Genomic DNA, 18,262 nt, shown 5'->3' with positions numbered 1-18,262 from the left:
TACGGCGGTCATAGCGAGGGGGAAACGCCCGGTCCCATTCCGAACCCGGAAGCTAAGCCCCTCTGCGCCGATGGTACTGCACGGGAGACTGTGTGGGAGAGTAGGTCGCCGCCGGACAACCATTCAACGAAGGCCCACCCCACTTTTGGGGTGGGCCTTCGTCGTTGTGATGGACATCAGCGCGCTCGGCGCCGCTGGTGGTCACCACTCAGCGTCAAGACCGTTCCCTGTGACGCGCAGCTCGAGACCTTCTCGCTGCGACGTCCGGGTGCGATGATAGTCATGCATGGTCAACTTGAAGAGGGAGTACACGTGAGCGACGACCAGGACCGTTCGGGCGCCAGCAGAGGCCGCGAGGACGGCAGGGCTGGAGGCTACGGCCGGAACAACGGCGGAGCAGGACGTGGAGGCTCTTCAGGTTCACGTCCCGCCCGCGGAGACGACCGCGGCCCGCGTCGCGACGACCGCGCACAGGGTGGACGTCCCTCCTACGGCGACCGACCCCAGGGCGACCGACCCTCGTACGGTGACCGCGGCCCGCGCCGCGACGACCGCGCGCAGGGCGAGCGCCCCGCATACGGTGACCGCCCCCAGGGTGGCCGTCCCTCCTACGGAGACCGTCCCCAGGGCGGAGCTCGCCGCGACGACCGACCCCAGGGCGACCGCCCGTCCTACGGTGACCGCGGCCCGCGCCGCGACGACCGCGCGCAGGGTGAGCGCCCCGCATACGGTGACCGTCCCCAGGGTGGCCGTTCTTCCTACGGAGACCGTCCTCAGGGCGGAGCTCGACGCGACGAGCGACCCCAGGGTGGGCGTCCGGCATACGGAGACCGCGCGCAGGGTGGACGTCCGTCCTACGGCGACCGTCCCCAGGGCGACCGTCCCCAGGGTGACCGCCCGTCCTACGGTGACCGCGGCCAGCGCCGCGACGACCGCGCGCAAGGCGAGCGCCCCGCATACGGTGACCGCCCCCAGGGTGGCCGTCCCTCCTACGGAGACCGTCCCCAGGCCGGCGCGCGTCGTGACGACCGCCCCCAGGGCGACCGCCCCTCGTACGGTGACCGTGGTCCCCGTCGTGACGACCGTGCGCAGGGTGGACGTCCCTCCTACGGCGACCGCCCCCAGGGTGACCGCCCGTCCTTCGGTGACCGTGGCCCGCGCCGTGACGACCGTCCTCAGGGTGGCCGTCCTTCCTACGGCGACCGTCCCCAGGGTGACCGCCCGTCCTTCGGTGACCGCGGCCCGCGCCGCGACGACCGCGCGCAGGGTGGCCGTCCTTCCTACGGCGACCGTCCCCAGGGCGACCGCCCGTCCTTCGGTGACCGTGGTCCCCGTCGTGACGACCGCGCCCAGGGTGAGCGTCCCGCCTACGGTGACCGTCCCCAGGGCGGCGCGCGTCGTGACGACCGACCCCAGGGTGACCGTCCGTCGTACGGTGACCGTGGCCCTCGCCGCGACGACCGTGCGCAGGGTGGACGTCCCTCCTACGGCGACCGCCCCCAGGGCGACCGGCCGTCCTTCGGTGACCGTGGCCCGCGCCGTGACGACCGTCCCCAGGGTGATCGTCCGTCGTACGGTGACCGTGGTCCTCGTCGTGACGACCGTCCCCAGGGCGACCGCCCCTCCTTCGGTGACCGTGGTCCCCGTCGTGACGACCGCCCCCAGGGCGACCGTCCCTCCTTCGGTGACCGTGGCCCGCGTCGTGACGACCGCCCCCAGGGTGGACGTCCCGTCCAGGGCGACCGTCCGCGTCAGGACCGTGCCCCTGCACGCTCCGAGGCACCCCGTGAGCGGGCGCCCCGAGACGACGCAGCCCCCGCGGCACGCACGTTCCGCGACGACACGTCCGTGCGTCACGCAGCTCCCCAGCTGCCCGAGGGCATCCAGTTCTCCGACCTCGACCGCGACGCTCGGGGCCGCCTCCGGACGCTGACCAAGGACAACGCCGAGACCGTCGGCCTTCACCTGGTGGCGGCTGGTCTGCTCATCGACTCCGAGCCTGAGGCTGCGTACGAGCACGCCCAGGAGGCTGTGCGTCGTGCCGGTCGTGTGGACATCGTGCGTGAGGCCGCTGGTCTCACGGCCTACAGGACCGAGCGCTTCGCCGAGGCTCTCCGTGAGCTCCGGACGGTCCGTCGCCTGAACGGTTCCTCCGAGCACCTCGCCATCATGGCCGACTGCGAGCGGGGCCTCGGTCGTCCCGAGCGGGCCATCGCCCTGGCGGCGACCCCCGAGGCTGAGACGCTCGACGAGGACCAGAAGGTGGAGCTCGCCATCGTGGTGAGCGGAGCCCGTCTGGACCTCGGCGAGATCGAGGCCGCAGAGTCCGTGCTCGCAGGCATCACCGTCCCCAAGGGCGAGCGTGCGCTGCAGGTCCGCGTCATCGAGGCCCGCGCCGGTGTGCTCGAGGCTGCTGGCCGTGCGGACGAGGCGAAGGCACTGCTCTCGACCCTCACCGCCAAGGAGCGTGCGGAGATCGGCGACCTCGCCCCTGAGGACGACGTCGTGGTCTTCGACCTCGGCGACGAGGAGATCGAGGACGAGGCGGACGTCACGGAGAGCGGCTCTGACGAGGACGCCTCTGACGAGCACGGCTCTGACGAGGACGCCTCTGACGAGCACGCCTCGGACGAGGACGTCTCCGACGGGGACGCCTCGGACGAGGTCCCCTCGCCGTCGAGCACAGTCGACGACGCACCGTCTGCACCGACCGCAGAGGAGCGCCAGGACGACGAGCAGGACGACGCGTGAGCGCCGTCCTGCTGGGGAGCGACCTGCCGCTGGCCGAGGCCTTCGACCTCGCGCTCGTCGACCTCGACGGTGTCGCGTACAAGGGTCACGAGCCGATCGTGCACGCCGCTCACGGGCTGACCTCAGCCCGTGAGCGGGGGCTCCGTCTCGTGTTCGTCACGAACAACGCCTCGCGGGAGCCCGTCTCGGTCTCCGACCAGCTGACCTCGCTCGACATCCCCGCCGAGCCCTCGGACGTCATGACGGCTGCGCAGGCCTGCGCTCGCCTCCTGGGCGACCACGTCGCCCCGGGGTCGAAGGTCCTCGTGGTCGGGGGCGCTGGCCTCCTCACGGCGGTGACCGAGGCCGGCTACGTCGTCGTGACGAGCGCCGACGACCAGCCCGACGCCGTGGCGCAGGGCTTCTACCCGTCGCTCGGCTGGAAGGACCTCGCCGAGGCTGCGTACGCGGTGTCTGCCGGCGCCGTCCACGTCGTGAGCAACAGGGACCTGTCTCTGCCGACGGCCCGGGGCTTCGCCCCGGGCAACGGAGCGCTCGTCGGCGCTGTCGTCGCTGCGACAGGCGTCGAGCCCTTCAGTGCCGGCAAGCCCTCACCCGCCATGTACGCCATGGCGATCGAGCGTGCAGGCGCTCAGCGGCCGCTCGTCGTGGGCGACCGCCTCGACACCGACCTCGCAGGCGCACGGTCCGGGGGATACCCCGGGCTGCACGTCCTCACCGGGGTCAACAGCGCGCGCGACGACATCCTCGCCCATGCGGGGGAGCGCCCGGACTTCATCGGGGCGGACCTGCGCAGCCTGCTCGAGCCGCACCCGCTGCCCGTCCAGGGCGACGAGGGCTGGTGGACCTGCCGCGAGGCCTCCGCACGCGTGGCCGGCGACCAGCTCGAGCTGCGTGCCGGCTCTGCGGGTTCCGACCCCGTCGACCTCGTCCGCGCCGCGTGCTCCGCAGCGTGGGCGCACGTCGACGCAGGTGGCAGTCTCGACCCCGCGTCGGTCCCGGAGCTCGTGGTCCCCGGAGCACCCGAGGCCTGAGAGTCTGTGCACAGCACCTGACGACGAGCGACAGCCGGTAGCGTGGACACGAGAGACGTCCACGCCCGGCTGTCGCCGCTCGCACGTGCGGGCGGTGGACGGGCACACGACAGGACCCGCACGACGACAGGGAGACGACCAGTGACCGAGGTGCCTTCTCGACCTCTGCCCGGCCCGCGCCCTGAGCGGTCGACCGTTGCCGAGACCTCGTCCAGCCCCACCCCGTCCATCCCCACCTCGAGCGCGTACCCCGAAGGTGAGCCTGCGCGGCCAGCTCGTGCGCCGCGCCCCGTACCCGGCCCTGCCCTCGACGGGACCGACCGGTCCCTCGCGGGCCTCGAAGCCGACCTGCGACCTCTCGACACGCTCTCCGCCCGCCCGGTCGACGAGCACCCCGCCGTCTTCGAGGCGGTCCACGAAGCCCTCCAACGCACACTTGCGGAGTCTGACAGCTGATGACCACCCCGTTCCCCGCCCAGCCCCCTGCCGACTCCGGAGCACCCGTGACAGCGTCCCAGCCACCCGCCACGACCCCGACCGACGAGCCGTCGGGCGGCGAGCAGCGGCTCGACGCCGAGCTGGTCCGCCGCGGTCTCGCCAGGTCCCGCGGGCAGGCCGTCGCCCTCGTGAAGAGCGGCGCGGTCTCCGTGTCCGGTGCGGTCGTGCGCCGCGCGTCCGTCGTGGTGTCGGCCGAGAGCCCCATCACCGTCGAGGCCGACGCAGAAGACCCCGGCTTCGTGTCCCGCGCCGGCTTCAAGCTCGACGGCGTGCTCGTCGCCCTCGGCGAGGACGGACCGTCTGTCGCCGGGGTCGACTGCCTCGATGTCGGTGCGTCGACAGGCGGGTTCACCGACGTCCTGCTGCGCCGCGGGGCGAAGAGCGTCGTCGCGCTCGACGTCGGCCACGGTCAGCTGGTCGAGCCGCTGCGCAGCGACCCGCGCGTCCACGTGGTCGAGCGCTTCAACGCTCGCGAGCTCACCACAGAGGTGCTGCCCGTCGCGCCGGGCCTCGTCGTCGCCGACATCTCCTTCATCTCGCTCACGATGGTGCTGCCCGCCGTGGTCGCCTCGGTGCCCACCGGCGCCGAGCTCCTGCTCATGGTGAAGCCGCAGTTCGAGGTCGGCCGCGAGCACCTCGGCTCCGGGGGAGTGGTCCGCGACACCGCGCTCCACGCCCGTGCCGTCCGCGGGGTCGTCGACGCGGCTGTAGCCCTGGGCTTCGGGCCTCGCGCGATCATCCCCAGCCCGCTGCCCGGCCCGAACGGGAACCGTGAGTTCTTCGTGTGGTTCTCGCGTGCCGCTGAGCAGATGTCGGTGTCGGATGACACGATCGGACGAGCCGTCGGCCAGCCGGTCGAGGCCGGTGCGGCTGTCACATGGGTGACAGCCGCGGACGTGGCCGTCACCTGGCAGACGGCGCCAGACGCCGACCCTGCTGGAGGCAGATCGTGACACGCAAGATCCTCGTCGTGACCCACGGCGGCCGGCAAGAAGCCGTCGCCGGTCTGCGCGAGGCTGTCCCTGCGCTCTGCGCCGCAGGCTTCGAGGTCGTGCTGCACGACCACGACCTCGCCGCCGAGATGGGTACGGCGTCCTTCGTGCTCGACGAGGCGCGCAGCATGCTCGACGGCACCGAGCTCGTCATGGTCCTCGGTGGGGACGGGACGATCCTGCGTGCCGCCGAGATCACCCACGGCACGCAGGTCCCGCTGCTCGGGGTGAACCTCGGGCACGTCGGCTTCCTCGCCGAGAGCGAGCGCGAGAAGCTCACCGAGACAGTCCAGCGCCTCGCCGACAACGACTACGTCGTCGAAGAGCGCGGCGTCCTCGACGTCCGGACGTACCTGCCGGGTCAGAGCGAGCCGGTCCACGACTGGGCTCTCAACGAGGCGACCATCGAGAAGGCCGAGCGCACCCTCATGATCGAGGTCGCGATCGAGGTCGACGGCCGACCGTTGTCCTCCTTCGGCTGCGACGGCGTCGTCATGTCGACGGCCACGGGCTCGACGGCCCACGCCTTCTCGGCCGGGGGCCCGGTGATCTGGCCCGACGTCGACGCCAAGCTCCTGGTGCCGCTCTCCGCGCACGCGCTCTTCGCCCGTCCGCTCGTGGTCGGTCCCGGGTCGATGTTCGCCGTCGAGGTCGCGACGCGCTCGGGTGCCGTGGGTGTCCTGATCGCCGACGGGCGCCGCCGCACCCCGCTCCCGGTCGGGTCACGTGTCGAGGTCCGCACCGGGGCGACCCCGCTGCGTTTCGCCCGGCTCAACCAGGCTCCCTTCACCGATCGCCTGGTGAGCAAGTTCAACCTGCCCGTGGTCGGGTGGCGCGGCCTGGCCGACGAGGCCGCAGACGAGGTCGCCGCAGCCACGCGCCCGAACGACTCAGCAGCGGTCGCAGACCCGAGCGAGACGACATCGACCACCGAGACGACGACGACCACCGGAACGACCCCGCAGACATCACAGACGAGGTGACACAGTGCTCCACGAGATGAGCATCGAGAACCTGGGCGTCATCAGCCGGACCCGGGTCGAGTTCTCGCCCGGGCTGACAGTCATCACCGGTGAGACCGGTGCCGGCAAGACCATGATCCTCAGCGGCCTCGGCCTGCTCATGGGCGGCAAGGCCGACGCGCAGGTCGTGCGCACGGGCACCGACGCCGCCGTCGTCGAGGGCCGGGTCGTCGCCGACAGCGCGACCCTCGCCGCCCGGGTCGACGAGACAGGGGCTGTGCTCGACGACGACGGCAGCCTGCTCATCGTGCGCACCGTCGCGGCCCAGGGCCGCTCTCGCACGCACCTCGGCGGCCGCTCCGTGCCGCAGGCCGTCCTCGCGGACCTCGCCGAAGACCTCGTCACCATCCACGGGCAGTCAGACCAGATGCGGCTCCGCTCTCCGCAGCGCCAGCGCGAGGCCCTCGACTCCTTCGCCGGTGAGGTCGTCACCGAGGCGCTCTCCGAGTACCGCTCGCTCTGGAACGAGAGGGCGGCCGCCGCCGCGGAGCTCGACGAGCTCGTGAACCGTGCGCAGGAGCGGGCCCGTGAGGCCGAGCTGCTGCGTCTCGGGCTCGCGGAGGTCGAGCGCGTCGCGCCACGTGCCGGGGAGGACGTCGAGCTGGCCCAGGAGGCCGAACGGCTCAGCAACTCCGAAGAGCTCCGCACCTCGGCCCAGGACGCCCTGGTCGCCGTGGCCGGGGACGACCTCGCCGACATCTCCGCCGGGACGTCGGCCAACGCCGTCGAGCTCGTCGACCGCGCCCGCAGGCTCGCCGAGCACGGCGGACAGTTCGACCGTGAGCTCGAGGTCATCGGCAAGAGCCTCGCGTCGGTCGCCTACGCGCTGGCCGACGTCGGCACCGAGCTGTCCGGCTACCTCGCGGCGCTCGACGCGGACCCCGCGCGCCTGGAGGCCGTCGAGTCGAGGCGTGCCGAGCTCGGGCACCTCACGCGCTCCTACGGCGAGAGCATAGACGCCGTGCTCGCGTGGGCCTCGGCAGCAGGGCTGCGGCTGGCTGAGCTCGACGACTCCGACGGTCGTATCGAGGTGCTCACCGAGTCGCTCGCCGCCCTCGACACCCGGCTGGTCGAGCGTGCATCCGCGCTGACCGCGGCGCGGACCGCCGCAGCAGCGTCGTTGTCCGACGCCGTGACCGAAGAGCTCACGGGGCTCGCCATGTCGGGTGCGACCCTGACCATCGAGATCGGGACGCTCGACGAGCTCGGACCCTGGGGCGTCGACAGCATCCAGATGCTGCTGAGCGCCCACAGGGGCGGACCCCCGCGTCCGCTCGGCAAGGGGGCCTCGGGCGGTGAGCTGTCGCGCGTGATGCTCGCGATCGAGGTCGCCCTCGCGACGGCTGACGCCTCGGGTGCCCGACGCACGCCGACGATGGTCTTCGACGAGGTCGACGCCGGTGTGGGTGGCAAGGCGGCGCTCGAGGTCGGTCAGCGGCTCGCCCGGCTCGCACGCACCACCCAGGTGATCGTCGTCACCCACCTGGCGCAGGTCGCGGCCTTCGCCGACGTCCAGCTCGTCGTGTCGAAGGGCACATCCCAGGGGACCGGTGCGGACGGTGAGCCAGACCAGGATGCCGACGTCATCACGCAGTCCGGTATCCGCATCGTCGCAGGTGACGACAGGCTCCAGGAGCTCGCGCGCATGCTCTCAGGTCAGGACGACTCCGAGGTGGCACTCAGTCACGCGGCTGAGCTTCTGGCCCGTGCTGCTGTGAGAACATGAGCGTGATGAAGCTCAGACGACGATCGACTGCGAAGGATGCGGCGCACCCTCAGCAGGGAGTCTCGGGGACCGCGAAGGTCGACCGACGGACCAAAGATCTCACCAAGCGCCTACGCCCCGGCGACATCGCCGTGATCGACCACCTCGACATCGACCGTGTGGCTGCCGAGGCGCTCGTCGCCGCCCAGCCCGCCGCTGTGCTCAACGCCGCGAAGTCGATCTCGGGACGCTACCCGAACCTCGGCCCGAGCATCCTGGTCGACGCGGGGGTCGTGCTCGTCGACGACCTCGGTGCCGACATCATGTCGGTCCGCGAGGGCAAGACGCTGCGGATCGAGGACGGCGCCGTGTACCTCGGCGACACCCTCGTGACCGAGGGTGTGCTGCAGGACGCTGAGAAGGTCGGTGCAGACCTCGAAGAAGCCCGCGAGGGACTCTCCGCCCAGCTCGAGTCCTTCGCGGCGAACACCATGGACTACCTCCGGCGCGAGCGCGACCTGCTGCTCGACGGCGTCGGGATCCCCGCGATCACGACCAAGATCGCCGGACGCCAGGTGCTCATCGTCGTCCGCGGCTACCACTACCGCGAAGACCTCCAGACGCTGCGCTCCTACATCAAGGAGTTCCGCCCGATCCTCATCGGGGTCGACGGCGGCGCCGACGCGATCATCGAGGCCGGCTGGCAGCCCGACCTCATCGTCGGCGACATGGACTCCGTCTCGGACAAGACGCTGCGCTGCGGCGCCGAGGTCGTGATCCACGCCTACCGCGACGGCCGGGCTCCCGGGCTCGAGAGGGTCGAGGCGCTCGGCGTGCCCTTCGTCGTGTTCCCCGCGGCAGGGACCAGCGAAGACATCGCGATGCTCCTCGCCGACGACATGGGGGCCGAGGTCATCGTCGCCGTCGGCACCCACGCCACCCTCGTCGAGTTCCTCGACAAGGGGCGCGCGGGCATGGCCAGCACCTTCCTCACCCGTCTGCGGGTCGGCGGCAAGCTCGTCGACGCCAAGGGCGTCTCACGCCTCTACAGGCACCGGATCTCGACGGCCCAGCTCGTGCTGCTCGCCGTGGCCGGCCTCGCGGCCGTCGTCGCGGCCATGGTCTCGACCTCCGTAGGCCAGACCTTCCTCGGCCTGACAGGCGCCAGGATGGACGACCTCTGGTCGTGGGTGGTCAACCTGGCCTGGTGGACCTGATGGGCATGACGCCCCCAGCCCCGGCCCTCTCAGCTGACAGAAAGTTCCAGTGACGTGATCGACTTCAGGTACCACATCGTCTCGCTCATCTCGGTCTTCCTGGCCCTGGCCGTCGGCATCATCCTCGGCGCCGGGCCGCTCAAGGAGTCCATCGGAGACACCCTGACCGGGCAGGTCGACGTGCTGCGCTCCGAGAAGGATGCGCTGCGCACCGAGCTCGACCAGACGCAGGCGACACTCACGAGCACCGACGCCTTCGTCGCCGGGGCTGCCCCGGCGCTGCTCGACGGGGTGCTGCCCGGATGGCGCATCGGCGTGATCCAGCTCGGCCCCGTCGACGACGAGGTCCAGGCTGCGCTCGACCAGCAGGTCCAGGCCGCCGGAGCGACAGTCACCGCGACCACCCGGCTCAAGGAGACATGGACCGCAGCCGACCAGGCCGACTTCCGCCAGTCCTACGCCACGAGCCTGACCGAGTACCTCCCGGACTCCGCCGCAGACGAAGGGTTCGACCTCGTGCTCGCACGGGCCCTCGTCCTGTCGATGTCTTCGGCCGACCCGTCGAACCCGGACGCCTTCTCCTCCGACGCCGGGCTGGTCAGGGAGATCCTCGTCCAGGGTGACCTGGTCGAGCTCCCGTCAGACGCGACGGCCCCTGTCGACGCGATCGTCATCGTCGGCACCGCCGACCCGGCCGCGGACTCTGCGGAGGCCGACGCCGTCGCCGACCGCGACGCCGTCAGCACCATCCAGCTCAAGCTCGTCACCGCAGCCCAGTCCGGGTCGCAGGGGACCGTCGTCGTCGGCGGCACACAGCTCGAGGGCGACCTCGTCTCGACGATCCGCGCCGACGGTGACCTCGCCGCCTCGACCAGCACGGTGACCGACGTCGAGTCGGTGACCGGACAGGTCAACGTGCCTCTCGCCCTGGCTGCGCGTCTTGCCGGGCAGGTCGGCCAGTTCGGTGCTGGCACCGGGGCGACGGCCGCGATCCCGCCGGCGGTGACGCTCGAGCCCGTCACCCGTGAGGCAGCCGTCGAGCCGCCCGCGCCTGAGGGAGACCCGGCTGCTGGTGAGGGCGACGCAGGGTGAGCGCAGCGCGATGGGTCCGCGGGGCGCTCGTCGCGGCGGCCACGACCACGGTCGTCCGCTCTCTGTCCGCTCGCACCCCTCCCGGCGGCGCTGAGCGCTGGACCAGGACCAACCACCAGGGTGCCCCGGTGAGCCTGCTCGAGGGGCCGGCGGTCGCCGCCGGTCTCGCTGTCGGTGCTCTCCTCTCGGCGGGCTCGGCACGCTCGGCCCTGAGCCACACGACCGCGACGGTCGGGGCGCTGGCCTTCGGCCTCGTCGACGACCTCGCCGAAGACACCAGCACCCGCTCCAAAGGTCTGCGCGGTCACCTCGCCGCCGCCCGGCACGGGACGCTGACGACCGGCGGGCTCAAGGTGCTCGGCATCGGTGCGACAGGTCTGGTCGCGGCGGCGCTCGCCCCGTCACCGGCAGGTCGCGGCCTCGGGCGTGCGGGTGCCGACGTCGTCGTCGACGGGGCCCTCGTCGCGGCGGCCGCGAACTTCGCGAACCTGCTCGACCTGCGCCCAGGGCGGGCTCTCAAGGCCGGGTCCGCCGCAGCCCTGCTGCTCTCCGGCGGCTCGGCCTCCGGTGCTGCCGGTGCTGTGCTCGGCTCGGCCGCTGCTGGCGCTCGGGCAGACCTCGCCGGCACCGACATGCTCGGCGACTCTGGTGCGAACGCCCTCGGTGCGCTGCTCGGCTCCACGGTCGTCCAGTCGACGAGCCGCCCTGTGCGGCTCGGTGTCCTCGGCGCCCTCGTCGCCCTGACCGTCGCGAGCGAGCGCGTGAGCTTCTCGCAGGTCATCGCCCGCACGCCATGGCTCGACGCCGTCGACCGGTGGGGTCGGCCTGCTCCAGGACAGGCAGCGTCCGGTCCGGCCGACGGCCCTACCCGTGATGAGGGCGCTGCAGCAGACGACGCTCAGAGCAGCCGCCCGGTCGGCAGCGGCACGCGAGACGCCCAGGACACCCGGGACATGCCGGGTTCCGTCAGCACGGACGACAGCGCAGACCGGTGAGGTCTCGGCTGGCGGCTGCGAGCCAGACGCTCGCCGGTGCCGCCGTGATGATCACGGCCATCACCATCCTCAGCCGGATGCTCGGCTTCGGACGCTGGATCGTCCAGGCGAGCGAGCTCGGGACCGGGGGAGTGGCGAGCTCCTACGCGACCGCGAACGTGCTCCCCAACGTGCTCTTCGAGGTCGCTGCCGGTGGTGCGCTCGCCGGAGCCGTGGTCCCGCTCCTCGCAGGCCCGCTGCTGCGCAAGGCCCGCGTCGAGGTCGACACGATCGCCTCCGCCCTCCTCACCTGGGCCGTCGTGACCCTCGTCCCGCTGGGAGTGCTGCTCGCCGTCTTCGCCCGGCCCGTGATCGGGCTGCTGCCCGACGTCGGGACCGGTGACCAGGCAGACGTGGCAACCTACTTCCTCAGGGTCTTCGCGGTCCAGGTCCCGCTCTACGGCATCGGGGTCGTCCTCGCCGGTGTGCTCCAGGCGAACCGCAGGTTCTTCTGGCCCGCCGCCGCACCGATGTTCTCCAGCATCGTCGTGATCGTCGCCTATCTCGTCTTCGGGCGGCTCGCCGACGGGCAGCAGGGCGACCCCGGGGCGCTCTCGGCCGCTGCGCTGGGCTGGCTGGCCTGGGGTACCACGCTGGGTGTCGCGGCGATGAGCCTGCCGCTCCTCGTCCCGACCCTGCGCAGCGGAGTCAGGCTCCGGCCGACGCTGCGCTTCCCGGCCGGTGCCGGTTCCCGTGCCAGGCGCCTCGCGACGGCCGGCATCGGTGCGCTCGTCGCCCAGCAGGTCTCCGTCCTCGTGGTCATGTACGCGGCGCTGAGCTCAGGCGGGCAGCACGCCTTCAACGTCTACCAGTACTCCCAGGCCGTCTACGTGCTCCCGTACGCCGTGCTCGCTGTCCCGCTGGCCACGAGCGCCTTCCCGCGGCTCGCCGCGCGCGCAGACGCCGGGGACCGCGCGGGCTTCGCCCGGCTCAGTGCTGTCGCGACCCGCGGGGTGGTCGCCGTGAGCGCCGTCGGTGCCGCGGTGCTCGTGAGCGTCTCGGCGGCCGTCGAGGCCTTCTTCGAGGCCTTCACCCCCGGGGGCGCCGACGGCATGGCCGTCGCGATCGCCTGGTCGGCGCCGGGGCTGGTCGGCTTCGCGCTGCTGTTCCACCTCTCACGCACCCTGTACTCGATCGACGGTGGTCGATCGGCTGTCTTCGGAGCCGCTGCTGGCTGGGGTGTCGTGGCTGTCGTCGCGGCGGTCCTGCCCGCGGTGCTGACCCGCGGTGGCCAGGACCAGACGCTCACCCTTGCCGCCCTCGGTGCTGCCGGCTCCGCAGGGATGCTGGTGGCCGGGACGGTCTTGCTCGTCGCGGTCCGGCGCCGTGCCGGTGCTGCGTCCGTCTCCGGGCTCGGACGGACGGTGCTCGCCGCCGTCCTCGCCGGGGCTGTGGCCGCATGGGCGGGGCACGCAGTCGCCGGGCTGCTGCTCCCGACCGACGCGTCGGTGGTGGTCGCCCTCGGTGCAGGGGTCGTCGCCGGCGTGGTGGCCCTGATCATCACGGCCGGGGCGCTCGTCGTCGCAGACCGCTCCGTCCTCGGGCTGCTCCGGGCACGCCGCGCGGCGGCGGGCTCAGTGGCTCCGGAGACCGTGGTCACTCCAGGTGCCACACTCGGCCCGGTCACCGTCACCTCTCCGGTGACACCCCTCGCCGTCGCTGCCTCGAGCGCAGGCGCGGGTGTGCTGCACGTCCGCGGTGACGTGCCCGAGGACGAGCAGGCAGACCTGCCCGCACAGACCCTCGGTGGACGCCCCGGCGACACCCCGACGTCGACGGTGCGGGTCTTGCAGGTGCTCGGGTCGAGCGCCGGGGGAGTCGCCCGGCATGTCGGGCAGCTGGCCGGGGCGCTCGCCGCCCCCACGAGCCCGTACCCGTCAGCCGTCGTCGTGGCTGGACCCGCGTCGGTCCAGGATCTCGCGGCTGCGGACCCGCAGGTGAGGTTCGTGCCGGTCGAGATCACCGACCGTCCCCGGCCGCTCGCCGACCTCGCGGCGGTCCGCTCGTTGCGCGGTCTCGCGGTCCACGCCGACGTGGTGCACGCGCACGGCCTGCGGGCCGGAGCGCTGGCAGTCCTCGCCGCCCGGTCGGTCCTGCGCCGGGACAGGCCGACGGTCGTCGTGACGCTCCACAACCTGCCCGTCGGCGGTCGTGCGATCCGCACGGTGTCCGCGGTGCTCGAGCTGGTGGTCGCCCGGGGTGCTGACAGCGTCCTCGGTGTCAGCTCAGACCTCGTGGACCGTGCACGGACGCGTGGGGCGCGCTCGACAGCCCGCGCACTCGTGCCCTCGCCGGGAGGAGCCGACGGCCCTACCGGCGTCGCTGTCGACCGGGAGGCTGTCCGCGCGGGTCTCGGCGTCGGGCCCGACGAGCTGCTCGTCCTGACCGTCGGGCGCCTCGCCGTCCAGAAGGGTCTTCCCACCCTCCTGGACGCGGCGTCGGCGCTGCGTGCCTCCACCCCCGACCTCCAGGTCCGGTGGGCCGTCGCCGGCGGCGGACCGCTGCACGACGAGCTCGCGCAGCGGATCACGTCCGACGACCTCCCGGTCGACCTCCTCGGACCTCGCGGTGACGTCGCTGAGCTCCTGGTGGGAGCTGACGTCGTCCTCAGCGCCGCAGTCTGGGAGGGGCAGCCGCTCAACCTCCAGGAGGCGCTCCGCGCAGGGGCGGCGATCGTCGCGACCGACGCCGGCGGGACCCGTGAGGTCACGGGCGACGCCGCGGTGCTCGTCCCGGTGGGGGACGCGACGGCGATCGCTGTCGCCGTCTCCGGCCTCCTGCTCGACCCTGCGGCCCTCGAGGAGCGTCGTCGCCGGTCACGCGCGCAGGCGCTGACGCTGCCGAGCATCGGTGATGCTGTGACGCACCTCGCCACCTTCTACCCCCGTCTGTGACCTCCCCGCCCGTCCCGTCGACTGATAGAGTGGAACCCCGTGGCAGACCATGTGAACAGGCTCCAGTCCAGCAACCGAGTCCGGTCGGAATCGACGACACGGCACATCTTCGTGACCGGGGGTGTCGCCTCCTCCCTGGGTAAGGGATTGACCGCGTCGAGCCTCGGTCGACTGCTCCGGGCCCGCGGGCTCCGAGTCACCATGCAGAAGCTCGATCCCTATCTCAACGTGGATCCGGGCACCATGAACCCGTTCCAGCACGGCGAGGTCTTCGTCACCGAGGACGGCGCCGAGACGGACCTCGACATCGGTCACTACGAGCGGTTCCTCGACGTCGACCTCGAGGCCGCCGCGAACGTCACGACGGGTCAGGTCTACTCGCAGGTGATCGCCAAGGAGCGACGCGGCGAGTACCTCGGCGACACCGTCCAGGTGATCCCGCACATCACCGACGAGATCAAGAGCCGCATGCGGGCGCAGGCCAGCAACGACGTCGACGTGATCATCACCGAGATCGGCGGCACCGTCGGCGACATCGAGTCCCAGCCCTTCCTCGAGGCAGCCCGCCAGGTGCGCCACGAGCTCGGCCGTGACGACGTGTTCTTCCTCCACGTCTCCCTCGTGCCGTACATCGGCCCGAGCGGAGAGCTCAAGACGAAGCCGACCCAGCACTCGGTCGCGGCCCTGCGCAGCATCGGCATCCAGCCTGACGCGATCGTGCTCCGCTCGGACCGCGAGGTCCCCGAGGGCACCAAGCGCAAGATCGCGCTGTTCTGCGACGTCGACAACGAGGCCGTCATCAACTGCATGGACGCGCCGAGCATCTACGACATCCCGCGCGTCATCCACTCCGAGGGCCTCGACGCCTACGTCGTGCGCCGTCTCGGCCTGCCCTTCCACGACGTGGACTGGGACGGCTGGTCGCAGCTCCTCGAGCGTGTGCACGAGCCTGCGCACCGCGTCGAGATCGCGCTCGTCGGCAAGTACATCGACCTGCCCGACGCGTACCTCTCGGTGACCGAGGCGCTGCGTGCCGGTGGTTTTGCCAACGACACCAAGGTGGTCATCCGCTGGGTGCCCTCCGACGAGTGCCAGACCCCCGAGGGGGCGCAGACCTCCCTCGAGGGCGTCGACGCCGTCCTCGTCCCGGGTGGTTTTGGGGTGCGCGGCATCGAGGGCAAGCTCGGCGCGCTGCGCTGGGCCCGCGAGGGCGGGGTGCCGACCCTCGGCATCTGCCTCGGCCTGCAGTCGATGGTCATGGAGTACGCCCGCAACGTGGTCGGTCTCGAGGGCGCCTCGTCCTCGGAGTTCGACCCGCAGACCCCGCACCCGGTGATCGCGACGATGGCTGAGCAGCAGAGCTTCGTCGACGGCGCCGGCGACCTCGGCGGCACCATGCGCCTGGGTGCCTACGACGCGGCCCTCGCCCCGGGCTCTGTCGCGGCCGGCGTCTACGGCACGGAGCTCGTCTCCGAGCGTCACCGTCACCGTTACGAGGTCAACAACGCCTACCGCGCACAGCTCGAAGAGGCCGGTCTCGTGTTCTCGGGCACGTCGCCCGACGGCACGCTCGTCGAGTTCGTCGAGCTGGCCAAGGACGTGCACCCGTTCTACATCTCGACCCAGGCGCACCCCGAGTTCAAGTCCCGCCCGACCCGTGCGCACCCGCTGTTCGCCGGTCTGGTCCGGGCTGCCCTCGACCGTCAGGGCGTCTGACATGAGCGACGGCACCCAGGTGTCCGGCAGCCAGGAGGCTGTCGTCGACGTGCTCGCACCCCGGCAGGTCCTCGGTCACGAGGTCCTCGTCGAGGGACGCATCTTCGACCTCGTCCGTGACGAGGTCGACCTCGACCACACGGTCGTGCACCGCGAGTACGTCGACCACCCGGGTGCTGTCGCCGTGATCGTCCTCGACGAGGACGACCGCGTGCTGCTGCTCAAGCAGTACCGCCACCCCGTGCGCCGTGAGCTGTGGGAGCCCCCCGCGGGTCTGCTCGACGTCGCCGGCGAGCCCGCCCAGGTCGGCGCCGCCCGCGAGCTCGCCGAAGAGGCTGACCTCGTGGCCAGCACCTGGCACACGCTCGTGGACTACTACACGACTCCCGGCGGCAACAACGAGGCGCTGCGCGTGTTCCTCGCCCGCGACCTCTCACCGGTCCCCGACGACCAGCGGCACGTCCGCGAGGACGAAGAGCGCGACATCGAGCTCCGCTGGGTCTCCCTCGACGACGCCGTAGCGGCTGTGCTGCGCGGCGACGTGCACAACCCGTCGGCGGTCGTCGGTGTGCTCGCGGCGGTCACGTCGCGCGCGGGTGGCTGGACCAACCTGCGTCCGGCGGACGCTCCCTGGCCCGAGCGTCGTCAGCAGGCCTGACTCGTGCCCTCGGCGCCTCTCGTGGCAGTCGAGCACTCGTGAGGGGTGCTGGGCGCCGTCTGTCGGCCGTCGTCGCGGTCCCGCTCGTCGTGGCGGCCGGTCTCGGAGTGCGCACTGTGGGTCTTGGCGCCGCCGCGTCGTCTGCGGGTGACCTCCTCTACGCGGTGCTGGTCTACGCGCTCGTCGTCGCCGTGGCCCCGCGGTGGCGTCCTGCTGTCGTAGCCGGGACGGCGGTCGCCGTGTGCTGGTTGGTCGAGGCCGCGCAGCTCACCAGCATCCCCGCTGCCCTCGCCGACGTGTGGTGGCCCGTGCGGTACGTGCTCGGCACGTCTTTCGTCTGGACCGACCTGCTGCTCTACGCCGTGGGTGTCCTGCTCGCCTCAGGTGTCGACCTGGCCGTCTCGAGGTACAGGCGCGCACGGTCGGCCGCGGAGGTCGACGGGCTTCGTCGCGGTGGTCGGGCGTAGGGACGGATCCTGCAACCGGTCCTCCGCGGGGTGCGCCCCTGACCGTCCAGTGCCCCCGCCCTCGCGAGCGACCACTGGGCACGTCGACGTGCTCGCGTCCGTTGGTCCTGTCCGGTCTGTCACCTGCGGCGATAGGGTGAAGGACGCCCCGAGGTGCGCCTCGGCCCCGACAGCCTCAGGAGACAGACATGACCGTAGACGGCCCAGCACCCGCGCCGCCCCTGACTCTTCCCTCGACCGTGACGGCGAGCAGGACGGACAGCGGTCTCGACGTCCTGTCGGTCACCAACGCCCACGGCTCGGCCGAGGTCTACCTGCAGGGTGCCCACGTGACGGGGTGGACGCCGACGGGCGAAGACCCCGTCCTGTGGCTGAGCTCGGCGAGCAGCTTTGCGCCCGGCGTGCCGATCCGCGGCGGGATCCCGCTGTGCTTCCCGTGGTTCGGCCCGCGGGCCGGCGACCCCGAGGCACCGTCGCACGGCTACGCCAGACTCGTCCCGTGGACTCTCACAGCTGCGTCGGACGACGACGAGGGCACCGTCCTGACCTTCCGTCTCTCCGTGCCAGCCGACCACGCGGTCGCTGACTTCGAGGGCCTGCAGGCGGACTACGAGGTCCGCGTCGGCAGGTCGTTGACCGTCGTCCTCACGGTCACCTGCACGGGGGAGACCCCGGTGACCTTCGAAGAGGCCCAGCACACCTATCTGCAGCTCCGCGACGTCGAGTCGACGACGGTCTCCGGCCTCGAGGACGCCGGCTACCACGACAAGGCTGCGGCGTCCCCTGCCGACGCGCGACGTCCAGCGGCTGGTGTCCCGCTCGTCCCGAGCGGGCAGGTCGACAGGGTCTACCTCGGGACCACGACGCCCGTGAGCGTCGACGACGGCGAGCGGACCCTCGTCGTGACCAAGACCGGTTCGGCGTCGACGGTCGTCTGGTCCCCTGGAGCCGAGGTCGCCGGACGGGTGGCCGACATCGCAGCAGGGGAGTGGCGTCAGATGGTTTGCGTCGAGACCTGCAACGTCGGCGACGCTGCGCTGACCCTCGCGCCCGGTGAGTCGCACTCCCTGTGGTCGACGTACACGGTCAGCCGCGACGCCTGAGCTCGGCGGCGCCCACCCGGGCGCTCTCGGGCGGCCGCATCCGCAGCACCGCCGCATGCGGCCCCCGCGGGCTCAGGTC

Annotated in this window: 14 protein-coding genes and 1 rRNA gene; 14 read left to right on the top strand and 1 reads right to left on the bottom strand. The window is 72.1% G+C overall.

Translation table 11 applies throughout. From position 1 onward, the window contains the following. Positions 1–117: ribosomal RNA gene (rrf, locus tag ASG53_RS13400) — 5S ribosomal RNA — on the top strand. Between the two features lie 303 nt (positions 118–420). Here rrf and ASG53_RS13395 read toward each other — a convergent pair. Continuing rightward, positions 421–1,857, bottom strand: a complete 1,437-nt coding sequence (locus tag ASG53_RS13395) for a hypothetical protein (protein ID WP_056133838.1) — start codon at positions 1,855–1,857, stop codon at positions 421–423. Between ASG53_RS13395 and ASG53_RS13390 the strand changes: the two genes are divergently transcribed. The 13 genes from ASG53_RS13390 to ASG53_RS13325 all read left to right on the top strand — a co-directional run bounded on the left by ASG53_RS13390 (position 1,849) and on the right by ASG53_RS13325 (position 18,183). Beyond that, the gene (locus tag ASG53_RS13390) at positions 1,849–2,751 is read left to right on the top strand and encodes a hypothetical protein (RefSeq protein WP_082544037.1); all 903 of its coding nucleotides are present in this window, start codon (positions 1,849–1,851) and stop codon (positions 2,749–2,751) included. The two genes, ASG53_RS13395 and ASG53_RS13390, sit on opposite strands and share 9 nt — an antisense overlap. Then, positions 2,748–3,785 carry an HAD-IIA family hydrolase gene (locus ASG53_RS13385; protein ID WP_056133836.1) on the top strand — a complete coding sequence of 346 codons (1,038 nt, stop codon included), beginning with the start codon at positions 2,748–2,750 and terminating at the stop codon, positions 3,783–3,785. Before ASG53_RS13390 ends, ASG53_RS13385 begins: the two co-directional genes overlap by 4 nt. A gap of 455 nt (positions 3,786–4,240) precedes the next feature. Further along, the gene (locus ASG53_RS13375) at positions 4,241–5,236 is read left to right on the top strand and encodes a TlyA family RNA methyltransferase (protein WP_056133830.1); all 996 of its coding nucleotides are present in this window, start codon (positions 4,241–4,243) and stop codon (positions 5,234–5,236) included. After that, the gene (locus ASG53_RS13370; RefSeq protein ID WP_235533927.1) at positions 5,233–6,258 is read left to right on the top strand and encodes an NAD kinase; all 1,026 of its coding nucleotides are present in this window, start codon (positions 5,233–5,235) and stop codon (positions 6,256–6,258) included. Before ASG53_RS13375 ends, ASG53_RS13370 begins: the two co-directional genes overlap by 4 nt. Before the next feature lie 4 nt (positions 6,259–6,262). After that, the gene (gene recN, locus ASG53_RS13365) at positions 6,263–8,023 is read left to right on the top strand and encodes a DNA repair protein RecN (protein ID WP_056133828.1); all 1,761 of its coding nucleotides are present in this window, start codon (positions 6,263–6,265) and stop codon (positions 8,021–8,023) included. A 5-nt stretch (positions 8,024–8,028) separates the two neighbouring features. Beyond that, on the top strand, positions 8,029–9,219 hold the full coding sequence (steA, locus tag ASG53_RS13360; protein WP_056133826.1) for a putative cytokinetic ring protein SteA: 1,191 nt from the start codon (positions 8,029–8,031) through the stop codon (positions 9,217–9,219). A 54-nt stretch (positions 9,220–9,273) separates the two neighbouring features. Next, on the top strand, positions 9,274–10,311 hold the full coding sequence (locus tag ASG53_RS13355; RefSeq protein ID WP_056133824.1) for a copper transporter: 1,038 nt from the start codon (positions 9,274–9,276) through the stop codon (positions 10,309–10,311). Then, positions 10,308–11,306 (top strand): hypothetical protein, encoded by a 999-nt coding sequence (locus tag ASG53_RS13350; protein WP_235533926.1) that lies wholly within the window; start codon positions 10,308–10,310, stop codon positions 11,304–11,306. The genes ASG53_RS13355 and ASG53_RS13350 overlap by 4 nt, the downstream gene beginning before the upstream one ends. Next, complete coding sequence (locus tag ASG53_RS19550) at positions 11,303–14,239, top strand: lipid II flippase MurJ (RefSeq protein WP_082544036.1); 2,937 nt, start codon at positions 11,303–11,305, stop codon at positions 14,237–14,239. Before ASG53_RS13350 ends, ASG53_RS19550 begins: the two co-directional genes overlap by 4 nt. A 39-nt stretch (positions 14,240–14,278) precedes the next feature. Then, positions 14,279–15,955, top strand: coding sequence for a CTP synthase (locus ASG53_RS13340; RefSeq protein ID WP_056133821.1), 1,677 nt, complete (start codon positions 14,279–14,281; stop codon positions 15,953–15,955). A 1-nt stretch (position 15,956) separates the two neighbouring features. Then, the gene (locus ASG53_RS13335; RefSeq protein WP_056133818.1) at positions 15,957–16,613 is read left to right on the top strand and encodes an NUDIX domain-containing protein; all 657 of its coding nucleotides are present in this window, start codon (positions 15,957–15,959) and stop codon (positions 16,611–16,613) included. A 38-nt stretch (positions 16,614–16,651) separates the two neighbouring features. Beyond that, entirely contained in the window at positions 16,652–17,080 is a 429-nt protein-coding gene (locus ASG53_RS13330; RefSeq protein ID WP_082544035.1) for a DUF2809 domain-containing protein, read from the top strand. 188 nt (positions 17,081–17,268) lie between these two features. After that, on the top strand, positions 17,269–18,183 hold the full coding sequence (locus ASG53_RS13325) for a D-hexose-6-phosphate mutarotase (protein ID WP_082544034.1): 915 nt from the start codon (positions 17,269–17,271) through the stop codon (positions 18,181–18,183). The last annotated feature ends 79 nt before the right edge of the window (positions 18,184–18,262 follow it).

The organism is Sanguibacter sp. Leaf3 (assembly GCF_001425965.1).
Classification (GTDB): Bacteria; Actinomycetota; Actinomycetes; order Actinomycetales; family Cellulomonadaceae; genus Sanguibacter; species Sanguibacter inulinus.
This window is presented reverse-complemented; position numbering and strand designations above follow the sequence as displayed.

What these genes read in the sequence shown, in the direction of transcription:
- ASG53_RS13375 (WP_056133830.1), top strand. Translation starts at nt 4,241, where the DNA reads ATGACCACCCCGTTCCCCGCCCAGCCCCCTGCCGACTCCGGAGCACCC.
- steA (WP_056133826.1), top strand. Translation starts at nt 8,029, where the DNA reads ATGAAGCTCAGACGACGATCGACTGCGAAGGATGCGGCGCACCCTCAG.
- ASG53_RS13335 (WP_056133818.1), top strand. Translation starts at nt 15,957, where the DNA reads ATGAGCGACGGCACCCAGGTGTCCGGCAGCCAGGAGGCTGTCGTCGAC.
- ASG53_RS13325 (WP_082544034.1), top strand. Translation starts at nt 17,269, where the DNA reads ATGACCGTAGACGGCCCAGCACCCGCGCCGCCCCTGACTCTTCCCTCG.